We start from the raw sequence: 17,459 nt of genomic DNA, 5'->3' as shown, positions 1-17,459 counted from the left end.
ACAGTGCATACAAAGAACAAATATCAGGAAAAAAACATATTATTTTCGCTATGACACAAAATCTGTTGTAATAAAAGAAACAATATCATGAAAGCAAATCAACTCGATATTCTTATTGTTCCTGGCTACAAAGGCTCAGGTCCTGATCATTGGCAAACTCGATGGGAAAAAAAATTGTCTACAGCCCGCCGCGTTCAACAAACTCAATGGACAAAACCTGTTTGTGAAGAATGGGTTAATGAAGTTAAAATCGCTATTGCACAAGCTCAAAAACCTGTTGTCATTATTGCCCACTCATTAGGAGTTCCCACAGCTATCCATGCAACGCTACAAAACGCAGAAAAAGTTCGTGGCGGTTTTTTTGTTGCACCTCCTGATATAAGCAATGAAAAAATACGTCCCAAACATTTAATGACATTTGGCCCCTATCATTGCAAAAAATTATCTTTTCCTTCTGTAGTTATAGCCAGTCGGAATGATGCGTTTTGTGAATTCTCAGTAGCAGAGAATCTTGCCAATGATTGGGGTGCACTCTTCGTTGATGCTGGTCAATCTGGACATATTAATGCAGAATCTGGGCATGGCCCTTGGCCAGAAGGGCTTATGGTTCTCTCTCACTTTCTCGCAAAAATCTGATTTAAGAGAAATAATTATCTTCACTCTGTCTGCATTTCATTTCTCTTTGGTAAAGCCTCAATGACAAAAGTTGTAAGAAGTGTTATAGCAATCATTGAGAATTTTTACCAATTAGGATAGTATTGCTTATCAGTATTATTTAAAACCTCTCAAATAAATAGAGAATCATGATGAATCGTCGCCACCGTATTTATGAAGGCAAGGCCAAAATTTTATATGAAGGACCAGAACCAGGGACCTATATTCAATTTTTCAAAGATGATGCAACTGCCTTTAATGCAAAAAAGCATGAAGTTATTGACGGAAAAGGGGTTTTAAATAACCGCATTTCAGAACATATTTTTAGCCATCTTAGCCGTTTGAGTATCCCAACACATTTTATCAAGCGTATAAATATGCGCGAACAACTTATTAAAGCCGTAGAAATTATTCCATTGGAGGTTGTTGTTCGTAATGTTGCTGCTGGTTCTCTTTCTAAGCGTTTGGGATTAGAAGAAGGAACTCCTCTTTCGCAATCTATCATTGAATTTTATTACAAAAATGATTCTCTTGATGATCCAATGGTAACTGAAGAACATATCACTGCCTTTGGATGGGCTGTACCGCAAGAGATCGAAGATATTATGCAACTTTCGATTCGTATTAATGATTTTCTTTCTGGTCTTTTTGCAGGCGTTAATATCCAATTGATTGATTTTAAAATGGAATTTGGTCGCTTGTGGGAAGATGACACAATGCGCATTGTTCTTGCTGATGAAATTTCTCCTGATTCTGCCCGACTATGGGATATGCAAACACAAGAAAAAATGGATAAAGATCGTTTTCGACGTGATATGGGGGGACTTATTAATGCTTATCAAGAGGTTGCAAAACGCCTTGGTATCATCAATGAAAATGAACCTCCACGACCAAGTGGTCCAGTTTTGGTAAAATAAATGAAAAGGTAGCGCAGGTTGCCTTTCTTTATATTGATTCAGTACACCTCTTCAAAAGAGAGAGATTCTAACAACAGGAAATTAAGAAATGAAAGCACGCGTTACAGTTACTTTAAAAAACAGCGTCCTTGACCCACAAGGAGAAGCAATTGTTGGTGCTTTAAAAAGTTTGGCTTTCAAAGGAATTCACTCCATTCGTCAAGGAAAGATTTTTGATATTGTGCTTGACGATCAACCTACTGAAACAGCAAAGCAAAAACTTGAACAGATGTGTGAAGAGTTATTAGCAAATACTGTTATTGAAAATTACACTATAGAACTTCTTTAAGTGGATCTCTTCATGAAAACTGCTATCATTCAATTACCTGGGCTAAATCGTGATCGAGATATGGTTGCAGCGTTACATCATATAACAGGAATTGAGCCCTTTAAAATTTGGCAAACAGATACCACAATTCCAGATGTAGATGTCATTGTGATTCCTGGTGGTTTTTCTTATGGTGACTACTTAAGATGTGGTGCTATTGGTGCACGGACACCAGTTTTGCAAGCCGTTCGTGAAAAAGCGCAAAAAGGTGTTACGATCATCGGTATCTGTAATGGATTTCAAATTTTGTTAGAAGCTGGTTTATTGCCTGGCACTTTAATGCGTAATGCGTCATTAAAATTTGTTTGTCGTGAAGTAAAGCTTGAAGTCGTGAACAACAACACAAGATTTTCTCAATATTATTCCAAAGGACAAATCATTCGTTGTCCTGTTGCTCACCATGATGGAAATTATTTTGTTGACAATGAGACATTAAAACAAATGGAAGACAGTGCACAAATCGTTTTTCGCTATGCGGAAAATACAAACCCTAATGGTTCAATTCATGATATTGCCGGTATTATTAATAAAGCTGGTAATGTTCTTGGTATGATGCCTCATCCTGAAAATTTTATTGAACCCGCACATGGTGGTACCGATGGTCGTTTACTTTTTCAAAGTGCTTTAGAACTGGCAAATCAATGATATAGTAATAGTTTTTTTAGCTTCTTAGATTCCTTTTGCAAATACCTATCCCAAATGGGATAGAATATATGAAATGAAAATAATCTTACCAAATAAATTTCTTCATCTGAAGTAATGAAAAATGTTATTCTGGACACTGAAAATAAGTCCTTTTCATTAAATTTAAAAAGAAACAGAATAAAATTTTAGCTTATAGTTCATTAATGATCTCGTCATCAAACAACAAAATAAGCAAACTGAGAAGCTGGATTAGAAGCAACAAGAATTCTAAATTTTGATTAGTCTAACGGAATGAAATACTCATGAATCTTTGTAATAACATCACCATCACGCCAGAATTGATTGCACAACACGGCCTAAAAAATTATGAATATCAACATATTCTAACCCTCATTGGAAGAGAGCCAACTTTTACGGAACTTGGAATTTTTTCTGCAATGTGGAACGAACATTGTTCCTATAAATCATCTAAAAAATGGCTTAAAACTCTTCCAACAGAAGGAAAATGTGTCATTCAAGGACCTGGTGAAAATGCTGGTGTTGTTGATATTGGTGAAGGTCAATGCGTTGTTTTCAAAATGGAAAGCCATAACCATCCCTCCTATATTGAACCTTATCAAGGTGCGGCAACAGGTGTAGGAGGTATTTTGCGTGATGTCTTTACAATGGGCGCCCGCCCTGTTGCTGCTATGAATGCATTGCGCTTTGGCTCTCCTGATCATCCCCGAACACGCCATCTTGTTTCTGGTGTTGTTTCTGGAATTGGCGGCTATAGTAATGCTTTTGGTGTTCCAACTGTTGGAGGAGAAGTAAATTTTGACAAGCGTTATAATGGCAATATCCTTGTTAACGCTTTTGTCGCTGGTATTGCAAAGACAGACTCTCTTTTTTATTCTAAAGCACAAGGAGTAGGACTTCCTGTTGTGTATCTTGGAGCAAAAACAGGACGTGATGGCGTCGGTGGAGCAACAATGGCTTCGGCCGAATTTGACGATTCAATTGATGAAAAACGCCCAACCGTTCAAGTCGGTGATCCTTTTACAGAAAAGTGCCTTCTTGAAGCTTGCTTAGAGCTTATGGAACTTGGAGCTGTTGTTGCTATTCAAGATATGGGTGCCGCAGGACTGACATCTTCTGCAGTTGAAATGGGAGCAAAGGGAAATTTAGGAATACAACTCAATCTTGATAAAGTACCCGTTCGTGAAGAAAACATGACAGCCTATGAAATGATGCTTTCTGAAAGCCAAGAGCGCATGCTCATGGTGCTTAAACCAGAAGGAGAAAAGCAAGCAGCGGCAATTTTTCATAAGTGGGGTCTTCACTTTTCCATCATTGGAAAAACAACAGATGATTTGCGTTTCCGTGTATACCATCAAGGGGAAGAAGTCGTTAATCTTCCAATCAAAGAGCTTGGTAATGAGGCACCTGTTTACGATCGCCCTTGGAGTGAACCAGTAAAAAAAGCAACTCTTAGAGTAGAAGAAGTCAAAAAGGTTGAAAATCTTGGTGATGCACTCCTCACACTATTAAATTCTGCGGATCAAAGTTCACGGCGATGGGTTTATGAACAATATGATACACTTATTCAAGGAAATACTCTTGTTCGTCCAGGAGGTGATGCAGGTGTCATTCGTATAAGCAATAACGATAAACGCGCCCTTGCCTTTTCTTCTGATGTGACGCCTCGCTATTGTGAAGCAGACCCTTATGAAGGAGGAAAACAAGCTGTTGCAGAATGCTGGCGAAATATCAGTACGACAGGCGCAATACCACTAGCAGCTACAGATAATCTCAATTTTGGTAATCCTGAAAAACCTGAAATTATGGGACAATTGGTGTTCGCCATTAAAGGCATAGGCGAAGCTTGTAAAATTCTCGATTTCCCTATCGTTTCAGGCAATGTCTCTCTTTATAACGAAACCAATGGAGAAGCAATCCTTCCCACCCCAACAATCGCTGGTGTAGGAATTCTTGATGACTGGTCTAAAATGGCAACAATCAATGGTATGCAAAATGGAGATACTATTGTTTTGGTTGGAGCTTGCGGCTCTCATCTAGGACAATCAATCTATGCGCGTAACATTTTGAAGATTGAGACAGGCGCACCACCCCATGTGGATTTACAGCTTGAAAAAAAACATGGAGAATTTGTTCGAGATGTCATTCATCGCGGTTTTGTTCATGCTGCTCATGATATTTCTGATGGGGGATTAGCCATTGCACTTGCAGAAATGGTCGTGAAAGCAGGCAAAGGTATAAAAGCCAAATTAAGCAACACATTCCCTCCTCATGCAGAGCTTTTTGGAGAAGACCAAGGACGTTATCTCTTAGCCGTCAAACCTCATGCCCTCAACAACCTTAAAGAACTTGCACAAGTAAGCGCTGTTTCTTTAACAGAGCTTGGTATAGTTGAAGGTAATTTGCTCAACATAGAAGGAATATTAACACTTTCAGTAGCCAACCTCACACAAGCTTATGAAAGTTGGTTTCCACAATTTATGGGTGAAAAATAAAGAGTTTTTCATCTTTCTTGGGTTATGCTACTCTTACAAAAAACGAATAAAGGAGAATAATCATGGCAATGAGTGCTCATGCAATTGAAACACTTATTCGCGAAGGTATTCCCGATGCGACTGTAACAATTCGTGATCTTGCTGGCGATGGAGAACACTACGCTGCAGAAGTTGTTTCTGAAAGTTTTCGCGGTAAAAGCCGTGTTCAGCAACATAAAATGGTCTATGATGCTCTTAAAGGCAACATGGGAAATGACCTTCATGCTTTAATGTTGCAAACGCATATTCCAAAATAATCTAAAATTTCTTCTTGCATTCATTCACTCAATAAGATTAGAAATGAGTGCGAACATAATATATACTCACAAAAATCTACAATATCGAGGAAGAGAGATGAACCCTGTTCATGATTTTATTGACAACGAAATTAAAAAAAATGATGTCGTTTTATTCATGAAAGGAACACCTAATGCTCCACAGTGTGGGTTTTCAGGACAGGTTGTTCAAATCCTTGATTATTTAGGATTAGATTATAAAGGAATTAATATCTTAACTTCTGACGAATTGCGTCAAGGAATTAAAGATTATTCAAATTGGCCAACAATTCCGCAACTCTATATCAAAGGTGAATTTATTGGTGGTTGTGATATTGTTAAAGAAATGTTTCAAAATAATGAATTGCAAGAATTTCTAAAGGAAAAGAACATTCCCTGCAACAAATCATAGATATCTCCTAAGTTATAGATATCTTTCATTTTATTCAGTCTTTTATAGAGCTGTGTTCAGTCGAGATTTTATTTCAAGGATGCCATATGCCATATTCAATCGACGAACAGAAGCATAGTGATACAATTAGACAAAAAATTGGTTATAAAGAATTTGTTATTCTCATTGGTGCACTCATGGCTATCAATTCTATAGCCGTTGACATTATGCTGCCAGCGATGCCAGATATTTTGAATAGTTTACATGTTATCAATGAAAATGATCAACATTATATCATTTCCGGTTATCTTATTAGCTATGGCATCACACAAATATTTTTTGGTCCCATAAGTGACCGTTATGGGCGCCGTAAGATTATTCTTCTTGCTCTTGCTTTATATTCATTTACAGCCATTGGTTGTGTCTTTGTGTCCAATTTTTCTATATTGCTGATTTTGCGTGCCTTACAAGGTATGGGAGGAGCTGCTATGCGTGTGCTCACTGTTTCCGTTGTACGTGATCTCTATAGTGGTAGAAAAATGGCAGAAGTTATGTCTATCGTTATGATGGTTTTCCTTGTTGCACCAATGGTTGGACCAGCGACAGGACAAGCTATTTTATTGTTTGGGAACTGGCAATTTATTTTTATATTCATGGCAATTATTGGTTTTGGACTCATGATTTGGATCCAATTGCGCTTACCTGAAACTCTTTATAGACAACGCTCTCTTTCCTTTTCTTCGATCAAACATAACTTATGGATTGTTATCACCAATCGCACAACACTTTGCTACACACTGGCAACTTCCATTATTTTAGGCTGTATTTTTACCGCTGTTAATACCTCGCAGCAGACATATGAAGGGATTTATAATCTAGGTCTCTGGTTTCCAATTGCATTTGCCATCGGTGCGGCTTTTCAAGCTTTATCCTCATTCTTTAATTCTCAGCTGGTTGGACGTCTTGGAATGCGACGTATCGCACATACTATGCTTTTGCTATTTTGTGCCACTTCATGCATCTGGTTTATTGGATCCATCTTAACAGATGGTATCATCCCTTTTCCTTTTTACATGCTCTTGTTTTGTATACTGATGTTTGCTTGCGGTGGCATGATGGCCAATTTCAATACACTCGCTCTCGAACCAGTAGGGGAAATTGCTGGAACAGCATCTTCTGTCTCTGGTTTTCTTCAAACATCTATTGCAACTGGCCTTGGCTTTTTTATCGCACAACAATTTAATGAAACAACCATCCCCAATTCGGCAGGTTTTTTCTTTCTTAGCCTCATCGCCATACTTCTTGTCTTATGGGCAGAACGTGGGCATCTTTTTAGGCAATATAGCAATAATTCGCGTGAATAAGAACTACTCTGAAAAGATTAAAAAAACTCTCACGGTAATAAAACCACACAACCTTCTTCTTTACAGCTTTATAATTTAATTGCTAAACTTTCCTGATTTGGGGAAGCCTTTTGGAACCAAACGCCCTCCCCCAGCACGCATTCCCATCCACTCAATGAGATCATCAGCTTGACGATTAAAGCTGCGTTCCGCTGTATCTTGCCAACTTAACCCCTCTGATAAATTAAAAGTTTTAGCATCAACAATGCCCCCCTCTTTGTAACGTTGCAAACGAACACCTTTACCGCGACTCATTTCTGGTATTTGTTCAACAGCAAAAACAAGCATCTTGCGGTTTTCTCCTACCACTGCAACATGATCACCTCTTACCGGAACACAAAGTTTTACTTTATCAGGGAACTTCACATTCATAATCTGCTTGCCTTTTCGTGTATTAGCAATCACTTGCGCCTCAGATACAATAAAACCATTTCCATGAGATGAAATTAAAAGAAGCTTTTCCTGCACATTATGCACAAAAGCTGTCAGAACATCATGCTCATCATCCATATCCACTAAAATACGAATGGGTTCACCATGCCCCCGCCCCCCTGGCAAACTATTTGCAGCAATAGTAAAAAACTTTCCACCAGTACTTATCAGCACAATTTTATCTGTAGTAAACGCCGGAAATGCTATCTTTAAAGAATCCCCTTCTTTAAAAGAAAGCGCTTTATAGTCACTCAAATGTCCCTTCAAAGCACGCATCCACCCCTTTTCAGAAATAACAATAGTGACCGGCTCTTTTTCGATCATTGCCTGATGAATATCATCAATATCATGCTTTGGTGCTTCTTCAAATGTTGTACGCCTTTTTCCTAGGAGAGTATCAGGACCAAAAGTTTTACGAACTTTTATGATTTCCTCTGAAATTATTTTCCACTGTTTTGTACGAGAAGCTAACAAATTCTGCAGTTGTTCTTTTTCGGTTTTCAGCGCTTCAAATTCCTTACGAATTTCAAATTCCTCAAGTTTACGTAAAGAACGCAAACGCATATTAAGAATCGCTTCAGCTTGATTTTCTGTTAATTCAAAACGGTTAATGAGCTGCTTTTTCGGTTCATCCTCTTCACGAATAATCCGAATCACTTCATCAAGATTTAAATATGCGATAAGATATCCATGGAGAATTTCTAATCGGCAATCAATCTGATCAAGCCGATAATGAGAACGGCGCACAAGCACTTCTTGACGATGTTGAAGCCATTGCTGCAAACTTTCACGCAAAGAAAGAACATTCGGTACTTTTCCCAAAGACAAAACATTAAGATTAAGAGGAAATCTTACTTCAAAATCAGTCAATTTAAAAAGAGACTCCATAAGGAGCGCGGGATCAACAGTACGATTTTTAGGAACAAGCACGATACGGATATCTTCCGCCGATTCATCCTGAATATCTTCAAGCATTGGTAATCGTCGTGCAAGGAGTAATTCAGCTGTTTTTTCAATAAGGCGTGACTTTTGAACCTGATAAGGAATTTCAGTAACAACAATCACATAAGAACCACGGTTACCGGATTCCTGATGCCAACGTGACCGCAATCGAAAGAACCCACGCCCAGAACGATAAGATTCCTCAATACTTTTTTTAGGTTCAACTAAAATACCACCTGTTGGAAAATCAGGACCAAGCACAAATTGATTTAATTCTGCATCATTTACATCGGGATGTGCAATCAAATGAAGTGCTGCATCACAGAGCTCAGCAACATTATGGGGGGGAATAGATGTTGCCATGCCAACAGCAATACCTGAAGAACCATTCGCTAAAAGATTAGGAAAAGCTCCTGGTAAAACAACAGGCTCTTCATCTTCCTCATTATAGGTTAAACGGAAATCAATAGCATTTTCATTAATTCCCTCAAGCAGAAACGCAGCCACTTCAGTCATACGTGCTTCCGTATACCGCATAGCAGCAGCATTATCACCGTCAATATTACCAAAATTCCCTTGTCCATCAATCAATGGATAACGAACAGCAAAACTCTGTGCTAAGCGCACTAATGCATCATAAATAGATGCATCACCATGCGGATGAAATTTTCCCATTACATCACCGACAATCCGTGCACATTTTGCATAAGATTGCCCTGGGTTCAGTTTGAGTAAACGCATAGCATGAACAATACGCCGATGCACAGGTTTCAAACCATCACGCACATCAGGCAATGCACGGTGAGTAATAGTAGAAAGCGCATAAGCCAAATAACGCTCCTGTAAAGCAGAACGTAATTCTATTGGCTCAATATGTTCTTTATCAAAAGGTAAATTTATTTTATCAGACATAATATTAGGACAACAATTCCCAAATTAACGAGCAATTATTTTATAAGATTTCTTCAGTGCAATTTTTCATGAGCCAATTACTTTTATTAAAAATCGACTATATAAAAATAAACCATGTGATTAAAACATGAACAGAAAATTATAGCAATTTGAAAAATTTATACGCGTGCTTCACAATTTAGCTAAATAAGATACAAAAATACTTAAATCTTAATTCAAAGCCTTTTCAAAAAGATAATAAAACATCATCTTAAGATGACAACACGAGTAACAAAGAAAGAAAAATAAAAAACTATCCATCATTAAAATGATAGGATTGGCACTTTTAAAATAAAAAGAATGCTCTTGCCAATTTGAATTTAGCACATCTAAAATGGCTAGAAGCGTTACAATATTTAATAATAACGATTCATACTGGTATTTTAAGTGTGAATATTTCAAAAAGATTTTTGATACGATATCTTTTCCTAAAAATCTGACTACGAGTTAATCAGTTAACTTCATGAGTAATAATAAACATAAAATGATATATCAAATTGGTATAATAAAATTTTATAGACTATCTTAAAGCTTATAAAAGTAAAGCCTTAGAATAAGGCGATATTTAATGACATCGCATTATTCTTATAAAGACTAAGATACGTAATTCTTTTCTATAACGTTAAAAACTCAAATAAAGCATACATTTAAGCTTTTTATAACCAACATAAATACCGATGTCATTTAAAGGCATTAAAGCTTCACTGTATAGAGAAAAATGGCAACAACTCATAATCAATTTATGAACCATTTTTCAAAACAGGAGCAACTCGTATCCCTAAATCACGCAATTGTGAAGGAGAAACATCAGATGGAGCATTCATCAAAAGATCAAGTGCTTGCTGATTCATAGGAAATAAAGCAACCTCACGTAAATTTTTAACACCTTGCAAAAGCATAATGATACGGTCAACACCCGCCGCCATACCACCATGGGGTGGTGCTCCATAATGGAATGCACGATAAAGAGCACCAAAACGATCCTCTACAATTTCTTTAGAAAGACCAGCAAGGTTAAAAACTTTAAGCATCATTTCTGGTGAATGATTGCGGATTCCACCTGATGCAATCTCATAACCATTGCAAACAAGATCATATTGAAAGGCTTTAAGAGTAAGAGGATCTTGACATTCAAGCGCATTGTCCCCCCCCTGCGGCATAGAAAAAGGGTTATGTGCAAAATCGAGTTTTTTTTCATCTTCATTCCATTCAAAAAATGGAAAATCAACAATCCACGCTAAAGAGAAACACTCCCTATCAACTAGGTCTAATTCTTCCCCTACGCGTGTACGTGCTGCTCCCGCAAAAGATGCAAATTTCTTTGGATCTCCTGCCACAAAAAAACAGGCATCACCACTTTCAAGGCCAAGCTGCATACGGAGTGCTTCAGTCCTTTGTTCACCAATATTTTTAGCAATAGGACCAGCTCCTACAAATTTCCCCTCTTCTTCTCGCCAGAAAATATATCCGAGCCCTGGTTGCCCCTCACCTTGTGCCCATCCATTCATACGATCACAAAAAGCACGACTTCCACCTGTTCTAGCCGGAATAGCCCAAACTTGCGCATTCTTATCATTCGCTAAAATTTGCGCAAAAACTTTAAAACCAGAATCATAAAAATGCTGAGAAACATCTTCCATAACGATCGGATTACGCAAATCAGGCTTATCCGAACCATATTTTCGCACTGCTTCATCATAGGAAATACGAGGAAAGATTTGTGTTACAGGCTTTCCATTTGCAAACTCTTCAAAAAGAGAACGCATAATAGGTTCCATTGTTACAAAAACATCTTCCTGTTCTACAAAGCTCATTTCAACATCTAATTGATAAAACTCCCCAGGGAGACGATCAGCCCGTGGATCTTCATCTCTAAAACAGGGAGCAATTTGAAAATAACGATCAAAACCTGACATCATCAACAATTGTTTGTATTGTTGGGGTGCTTGCGGCAATGCATAAAATTTTCCTTGATGAATACGGCTTGGAACTAAAAAATCACGTGCCCCTTCCGGTGATGATGCTGTCAGAAGTGGTGTCATAAACTCTGTAAAACCATTCTTTTGCATAGATCGTCTGAGAGCAGCAATAATTTCAGTACGCCGCATAATATTTTTGTGCATAGTTTCTCGACGCAAATCAAGAAAACGATATTTCAATCGAATATCTTCTGGATAATCAGGTTCGCCAAAAACGGGCAAAGGCAGCTCATCAGACTTTGAAAGAATTTCTACTTCTTTTGCAAAAATTTCAATCTCTCCTGTTGGAAGAGATGTATTAATCACTTCATCAGAACGTGCACACACTTCCCCATCTACACGAATAACCCACTCAGAACGCACTTTTTCGATAATTTTAAAAGCTGGTGAAGCAGGATCCGCAACAATCTGTGTGATTCCAAAATGATCACGTAAATCTATAAAAAGGATTCCTCCATGATCACGGACACGATGAACCCATCCCGAAAGACGAACTTTCGTTCCTACATCACATTTACGAAGAGCAGCGCAATGATGACTGCGATAACGGTGCATAGTTTTTGCCTTTGATTATAATTCCACTTGCGCTACAAACGCTTTTTAACAACCATTTGTCAAGATATGAGGATAAAGACTCAAAAAAAAAGTCAATAAAAGACAAATTTAATTTATCCAGCTATAATAAAATGATGAATCTTATTACACAAACAACAGATCTTGAAAGTGCCATTGCTGCTTTACGTAGCTCAGATTTTGTAACGGTAGATACTGAATTTATTCGGGAAACGACCTTTTGGCCTCAACTGTGCTTAATTCAGCTTGCATCACCAGATGTAACAGTACTAATTGATCCGATAGCGCAAGATATAAATCTACACGCATTTTTTGATCTCATGGTAGATAAAAAAATTACCAAAGTTTTTCACGCTGCACGTCAAGATATCGAAACTATTTATCATCTTGGAGGTGTTATTCCCTATCCTCTTTTCGATACACAAATAGCAGGATCAATTTGCGGATTTGGTGATTCTATTTCCTATGATCAAATTGTACAACGCTGCACAGGTCATCACATTGATAAATCATCCCGTTTTACAGATTGGAGTTGCCGTCCTCTCTCTGAAAAACAATTGCTCTACGCACTTGCTGATGTGACCTATCTAAGAGACGTTTATCTCTTATTAAAAAAGCAGTTAGAAGAAAACGAACGCACCCATTGGATGGATGATGAAATAGCGATTCTGTTAACTCCAAAAACCTATGATATGCCTGAAGATGAAGCATGGAAAAAAGTAAAAGGCAAGGTACAAAAACCGCGTGAACTTGCCGTATTACAAAAAATAGCAGCTTGGCGTGAACGCAAAGCAAGAAGATATAATACCCCACGTCGTCACATCATGAAAGATGAAAGTCTTATTGAAATCGCAATCCAACAACCCAAAGATGAAGCTGCTTTGAAACGTTTGCGTAGCCTGAATAAAAATTGGGATAAATTCTCAATCGCACAAACGTTAATAAAAGCTGTCCACGAAGGTTTAGAAGTTGATCTTTCTACTGTACCCACTCTTCCTAAATATAATCCACTTAATGAAACAACGAATGCCGTTATCGATCTTCTTAAAGTGTTATTAAAACTTGTTGCAAGTGAAAACGGTATTGCACCTAAAATCATTGCAACTTCCAATGACTTAGAAAAAATCGCAAATGGATGTAAAAAGAAAAATATTCCCGCTATGAATGGTTGGCGCTATGAAATATTCGGTCACAAAGCTGAACAAATGCTCAAGGGGCAGATAGGTTTTTATTTTAACAATGGGAAAATAAGCACCAAACAGTTTTGATTTACAAATTCGCTATTTGCATTCTGAGATTGCGCTATAAAAGCCTTCCTAAAGATGTAGTGTGCCTTATTTAATATAAAAATGAACAAAGGAAAAATTTTGTAATCTCAACGTATTAAAGCAATTTTATTTGAAAATAGAGGAGAGCTCTGAAAAAATCAGGAAGTTTCAAAAGAAAGAGGCAATTTTACTATTTTTGATAATTTCTTTAACCGAGCGAGAGGGCGTTCTCCTAATAAATCGGCATAACGCCTTGGAATGTGCAAGACAACATGATCTGTTTTTTTATGCCACGATAAATGGGGTAAAATTCCTGCAGTAGAAGCACTAAAAAGGTGAGCAATACGCATAGTTTCACCAAGAATGCGTGCTTTCTCAATTATATTCCTCGTTGCCAATTGAAAAATAGGGAGAGATTCTTCATCAACGAGCGAACTCGTATTACGAAAAAAAACAGCGAGCGCAGCATAAGCACGTCCCTCATGAGAAATTCCCGGATAAGATCCCAGAGCTATTCGATTGGCTGCCTCATTTCCCCGATAATCTGGATGTATCCGCCAACCAATATCGGCAAGAAGACAAGCCGCTTTACGGTAACGACATTCATCTTCAGTCTCTGAAATTCCGAAAACCTCAAAGGCATTGGTAGTAAAATTAATAAGTTCTTCTGCCTGCTTTGGTGAACGCGCCCGTAGAATTGCCATTTCAGTGCATGCTGCAATAAGAGGATCTGAAAGACGAATCTCTTGCGGCAAGCGTGAATAAAGAAAGCCTTCACGAACTCCAGCACCAGAAAAAATTATCTTTTCAAATCCCATACATTGAATAAGCTCAATAAGAACAATTGCCCCATAAGATAACAGCTGTCGGCGATTTTTTGAAACAGCTGCAATCCCTTTCATATCATCGATATTGTCACTCAGAACAAAACGCAAGAAATCTTTCATTTCAACTGCATCAACTTCATAGCCATGCATAACAGGTAGCCGATAATGTTTGGTTGCCATATGGAGTTTAGCTAAATTGCGCCACGTTCCTCCTACTGCATAAAAACAACGTGCCATGCTTTTACGAATAACAGCAGATTTACTAAAATGCTCGTGAGCAATTTTTGTAGCAACAGCAATATCATTATTGGACATATACTGTAGCCGTAATCCCCCTAAAGGCAGAGTTATCCCATCACCCACATGAGAATCATCAATATCAATAAGTTCGAGACTTCCACCACCAAGATCTCCAGAAATACCCTTTGGCTGGTAAAAAGTAGAAATAACCCCATACGCTGAATAAAGAGCCTCTTCAGTTCCTGAAAGAAGAGCTATTTTATTTTGCAATACATTTTCGGCATTTTGAATAAATGCTAATCCATTTTTTGCTTCTCGTGCTGCGGCTGTTGCTAGTATATAGACGTCATCTGCTCCAATCTGCTGACAAAGCGTACGAAACCGTCTCAGTGTTCCCAACGCCATTTGCATTGATTTTTCTTCTAAAAATCCAGTTTTTGCAACACCATGGCCAAGGCCACAGAGAACTTTTTCATTAAATAAAACTGTTGGTGAACGCACAAGTCCTTCATAAATAACAAGCCGAACAGAATTTGAGCCAATATCGATAACAGCAACAGGTTTACACCCTTTTAGCCGACCCTGAGCATCCCTATATGTCATTGGATTTCAATCTTTATCTACTTCGGCTCGCTGCCGATGCAATGCAACCAAACGCGAAGCAGAAGACTCAAAAGATTTTTCCCATCCCGAAAGACCTGCTTTGGCCATAAAATACTCCTGCGCATTAAACAGACTTTCACCTCTTTGCGGTGTTATACGCCTTGATGTCCCATCACTTAGTATATCAAAGCTTTGTTGATTATCAATAATATTAGCCAGCATTATTTGTAAAAGAATCTGCTTACGAACCGTTTTATCCAAAACTGGAACCAATATTTCAATACGATGATCCAGATTACGAGGCATCATGTCAGCCGATCCTAAATAAACAAGCGCGTTCTCATTCGGCAAATCTTCACCATTACCAAAACAAAAAATACGACTATGTTCAAGAAAACGCCCTACAATCGATTTTGCACGAATATTATCCGAAATTCTTGGGACATGGGGACGCAAACAACATATGCCACGCACTACCAAATCGATCTGTACACCCGCTTGGCTAGCACGATATAAAGCATCAATAATTTCAGGATCAACCAATGCATTAACTTTCATCCAAATAGCAGCAAACCGCCCCTGTTTTGCATTGGTAATTTCTTCTTCAATATGCTTAAGAATACGACTACGCAACGTTAAGGGGGAAAAAACAATCTTCATTGGTTCATTTGGACGTTTATATTGAGCAATATAATTGAACAACAACCCAACATCATGACCAATATCATCATCAGTGGTAAAAAAAGAAAGATCGGTATAAACTTTAGCATTAACTGGGTGATAATTTCCAGTTCCCAGATGAACGTAAGAGCAAAGACGTTTTCCTTCACGCCTTATGATGAGTGACATTTTAGCGTGTGTTTTTAAAGCAATAAAACCAAAAAAAACGCGCACCCCCGCACGTTCAAGATCACGTGCCCAACGAATATTAGCTTCCTCATCAAAACGTGCTTTAAGCTCTACCAAAGCAGTGACCGATTTTCCTTGTTCAGCAGCCTCAATCAAAGCACTAACAATTGGGCTATCATTCGATGTACGATAAAGAGTTTGTTTGATTTCCACAACATCAGGATCACGAGCTGCTTGACGTAAAAATTGCACAACAACATCAAATGATTCATAAGGATGATGAATCACAATATCATTTTTACGAATAGCCGCAAAGCAATCACCATCATGCTCACGAAGCCATTCAGGAAAACGAGGAACATAAGGAATAAATTTTAGGTCATCACGTGGAATAGAAACAATCTCTGACACCATATTAAGCGCCAAGAATCCATCGAGAACACTGATACAATTATCAGGAACAGAAAGACCATTCGTTATAAATTGACGTAATTTTTTTGGCATTTTCGCGTCAAATTCAATTCGAATAACCTGCCCGCGACGGCGCTTTTTAAGTGCCGTTTCAAAAAAATGAACAAGGTCTTCAGCCTCTTCTTCTACTTCAATATCACTGTCACGAATCACCCTAAAGGTACCAATTCCATCAACTTTATCATCAGGAAATACATGTTTGATAAAAAGGCCCATAACATCCTCACAGGCAATAAAACGAAAATGATTGCCCTCTCGAGGAAGAAGAATAAAACGCCTTAAAGTCGTCGGAACAGGCAACAACACAACGCGCGTATGTTGATCAGTATATCGAGATAATTGGAGAGCAAATGAAAGTCCTAAATTAGGAACAAATGGAAAAGAGTAAGCAGAATCAATAGATAAAGGTTTTAGAACAGGATAAATTATATCAAGAAAATATTTTTCAAGCCATGATTTTTCAATTTCTAAAAGCCCATCGGGACAAATGATTTCAATATCATTCTGTTTTAATTCGTGACGTAAAACTCTCAACTCTCGTAATTGGCACGCCTGCAAATGTGAGGTCTCAGCTAACACAAAATCAAGTTGCTCCTGCGCTGTCCGCCCATCCGCACTACACATCGTAACCTTATCACGAATCTGAGCAGCAAGACCAGCAACACGAACCATAAAAAATTCATCAAGATTAGCTGCTGAAATCGAAAGAAATTGTAGCCGTTCTAGTAAAGGATGCCTTGGATTAGCAGCTTCCATCAATACACGCGTATTAAATTGTAGCCATGAAAATTCTCTATTCACAAACCGCTTCGGATTTTTCATTGTTATATCCGATAGAGAAATCTGATCTGTCACCCTCTGTTTCATAGACTCTAGCTAAACTTCCTTTTTACTCTCACAAATTCTTATGAATAAATATCTCATAGAACGCTTTATGATATGTTACTGTAATAAGAACATATCAATTTTTAAAACGCCTAGAACTATTGCCATACACAAAGTGCTCAAATATGGTAGCGGATCTGTATAACAAAAAGAACTTTGATTTATCTTAAAAAGCGCCTTGCATTATTATAATCTTTATTACAAACTAATACATATAAAAGAAGAGAAGATCCAA

General features: G+C 37.9%; 13 protein-coding genes. 9 read left to right on the top strand and 4 right to left on the bottom strand.

What is annotated here, in order from left to right; genetic code table 11:
• The first annotated feature begins 87 nt into the window (after positions 1-87).
• The 8 genes from ME1_RS00595 to ME1_RS00560 all read left to right on the top strand — a co-directional run bounded on the left by ME1_RS00595 (position 88) and on the right by ME1_RS00560 (position 7,165).
• Positions 88-636 carry an alpha/beta hydrolase gene (locus ME1_RS00595; RefSeq protein WP_004862035.1) on the top strand — a complete coding sequence of 183 codons (549 nt, stop codon included), beginning with the start codon at positions 88-90 and terminating at the stop codon, positions 634-636.
• Between the two features lie 170 nt (positions 637-806).
• A complete protein-coding gene (gene purC, locus ME1_RS00590; RefSeq protein ID WP_004862032.1) occupies positions 807-1,571 on the top strand; it encodes a phosphoribosylaminoimidazolesuccinocarboxamide synthase in 765 nt (254 codons plus the stop codon).
• 88 nt (positions 1,572-1,659) lie between these two features.
• A complete protein-coding gene (gene purS, locus ME1_RS00585; RefSeq protein ID WP_004862030.1) occupies positions 1,660-1,899 on the top strand; it encodes a phosphoribosylformylglycinamidine synthase subunit PurS in 240 nt (79 codons plus the stop codon).
• 12 nt (positions 1,900-1,911) lie between these two features.
• Positions 1,912-2,583, top strand: a complete 672-nt coding sequence (purQ, locus tag ME1_RS00580) for a phosphoribosylformylglycinamidine synthase subunit PurQ (RefSeq protein WP_004862027.1) — start codon at positions 1,912-1,914, stop codon at positions 2,581-2,583.
• 302 nt (positions 2,584-2,885) lie between these two features.
• Positions 2,886-5,096, top strand: coding sequence for a phosphoribosylformylglycinamidine synthase subunit PurL (gene purL, locus ME1_RS00575; RefSeq protein ID WP_004862023.1), 2,211 nt, complete (start codon positions 2,886-2,888; stop codon positions 5,094-5,096).
• A gap of 62 nt (positions 5,097-5,158) precedes the next feature.
• Positions 5,159-5,392: a BolA/IbaG family iron-sulfur metabolism protein gene (locus tag ME1_RS00570; protein ID WP_004862021.1), complete on the top strand. Its 234-nt coding sequence runs from the start codon at positions 5,159-5,161 to the stop codon at positions 5,390-5,392.
• A gap of 97 nt (positions 5,393-5,489) precedes the next feature.
• Positions 5,490-5,822: a Grx4 family monothiol glutaredoxin gene (grxD, locus tag ME1_RS00565; protein WP_004862019.1), complete on the top strand. Its 333-nt coding sequence runs from the start codon at positions 5,490-5,492 to the stop codon at positions 5,820-5,822.
• 86 nt (positions 5,823-5,908) lie between these two features.
• Complete coding sequence (locus ME1_RS00560) at positions 5,909-7,165, top strand: multidrug effflux MFS transporter (RefSeq protein WP_004862017.1); 1,257 nt, start codon at positions 5,909-5,911, stop codon at positions 7,163-7,165.
• A gap of 75 nt (positions 7,166-7,240) precedes the next feature.
• Here the strand turns inward: ME1_RS00560 and parC are convergent, their stop codons facing one another.
• Both parC and aspS read right to left on the bottom strand, forming a co-directional pair.
• Positions 7,241-9,490 (bottom strand): DNA topoisomerase IV subunit A, encoded by a 2,250-nt coding sequence (gene parC / locus ME1_RS00555; protein WP_004862014.1) that lies wholly within the window; start codon positions 9,488-9,490, stop codon positions 7,241-7,243.
• Between the two features lie 779 nt (positions 9,491-10,269).
• Positions 10,270-12,063 carry an aspartate--tRNA ligase gene (aspS, locus tag ME1_RS00550; RefSeq protein WP_004862013.1) on the bottom strand — a complete coding sequence of 598 codons (1,794 nt, stop codon included), beginning with the start codon at positions 12,061-12,063 and terminating at the stop codon, positions 10,270-10,272.
• Positions 12,064-12,194: 131 nt separating this feature from the next.
• Between aspS and rnd the strand changes: the two genes are divergently transcribed.
• Positions 12,195-13,349, top strand: coding sequence for a ribonuclease D (gene rnd, locus ME1_RS00545; RefSeq protein ID WP_004862011.1), 1,155 nt, complete (start codon positions 12,195-12,197; stop codon positions 13,347-13,349).
• 158 nt (positions 13,350-13,507) lie between these two features.
• Here the strand turns inward: rnd and ppx are convergent, their stop codons facing one another.
• Together ppx and ME1_RS00535 are read right to left on the bottom strand one after the other, a co-directional pair.
• Entirely contained in the window at positions 13,508-15,019 is a 1,512-nt protein-coding gene (gene ppx / locus ME1_RS00540; protein WP_004862010.1) for an exopolyphosphatase, read from the bottom strand.
• Positions 15,020-15,025: 6 nt separating this feature from the next.
• Entirely contained in the window at positions 15,026-17,206 is a 2,181-nt protein-coding gene (locus ME1_RS00535; RefSeq protein ID WP_004862009.1) for an RNA degradosome polyphosphate kinase, read from the bottom strand.
• Positions 17,207-17,459 lie beyond the last annotated feature (253 nt).

This window comes from Bartonella vinsonii subsp. arupensis OK-94-513, from assembly GCF_000278235.1.
Taxonomy (GTDB): domain Bacteria; phylum Pseudomonadota; class Alphaproteobacteria; order Rhizobiales; family Rhizobiaceae; genus Bartonella; species Bartonella arupensis.
The sequence above is the reverse complement of the archived record's forward strand: the minus strand, read 5'-3'. Positions and strand labels throughout refer to the sequence as shown.

Coding starts and splice junctions, on each gene's coding strand:
- ME1_RS00595 (WP_004862035.1), top strand. CDS start 88: ATGAAAGCAAATCAACTCGATATTCTTATTGTTCCTGGCTACAAAGGC.
- purC (WP_004862032.1), top strand. CDS start 807: ATGAATCGTCGCCACCGTATTTATGAAGGCAAGGCCAAAATTTTATAT.
- purS (WP_004862030.1), top strand. CDS start 1,660: ATGAAAGCACGCGTTACAGTTACTTTAAAAAACAGCGTCCTTGACCCA.
- purQ (WP_004862027.1), top strand. CDS start 1,912: ATGAAAACTGCTATCATTCAATTACCTGGGCTAAATCGTGATCGAGAT.
- purL (WP_004862023.1), top strand. CDS start 2,886: ATGAATCTTTGTAATAACATCACCATCACGCCAGAATTGATTGCACAA.
- ME1_RS00570 (WP_004862021.1), top strand. CDS start 5,159: ATGGCAATGAGTGCTCATGCAATTGAAACACTTATTCGCGAAGGTATT.
- grxD (WP_004862019.1), top strand. CDS start 5,490: ATGAACCCTGTTCATGATTTTATTGACAACGAAATTAAAAAAAATGAT.
- ME1_RS00560 (WP_004862017.1), top strand. CDS start 5,909: ATGCCATATTCAATCGACGAACAGAAGCATAGTGATACAATTAGACAA.
- parC (WP_004862014.1), bottom strand. CDS start 9,490: ATGTCTGATAAAATAAATTTACCTTTTGATAAAGAACATATTGAGCCA.
- aspS (WP_004862013.1), bottom strand. CDS start 12,063: ATGCACCGTTATCGCAGTCATCATTGCGCTGCTCTTCGTAAATGTGAT.
- rnd (WP_004862011.1), top strand. CDS start 12,195: ATGATGAATCTTATTACACAAACAACAGATCTTGAAAGTGCCATTGCT.
- ppx (WP_004862010.1), bottom strand. CDS start 15,019: ATGACATATAGGGATGCTCAGGGTCGGCTAAAAGGGTGTAAACCTGTT.
- ME1_RS00535 (WP_004862009.1), bottom strand. CDS start 17,206: ATGAAACAGAGGGTGACAGATCAGATTTCTCTATCGGATATAACAATG.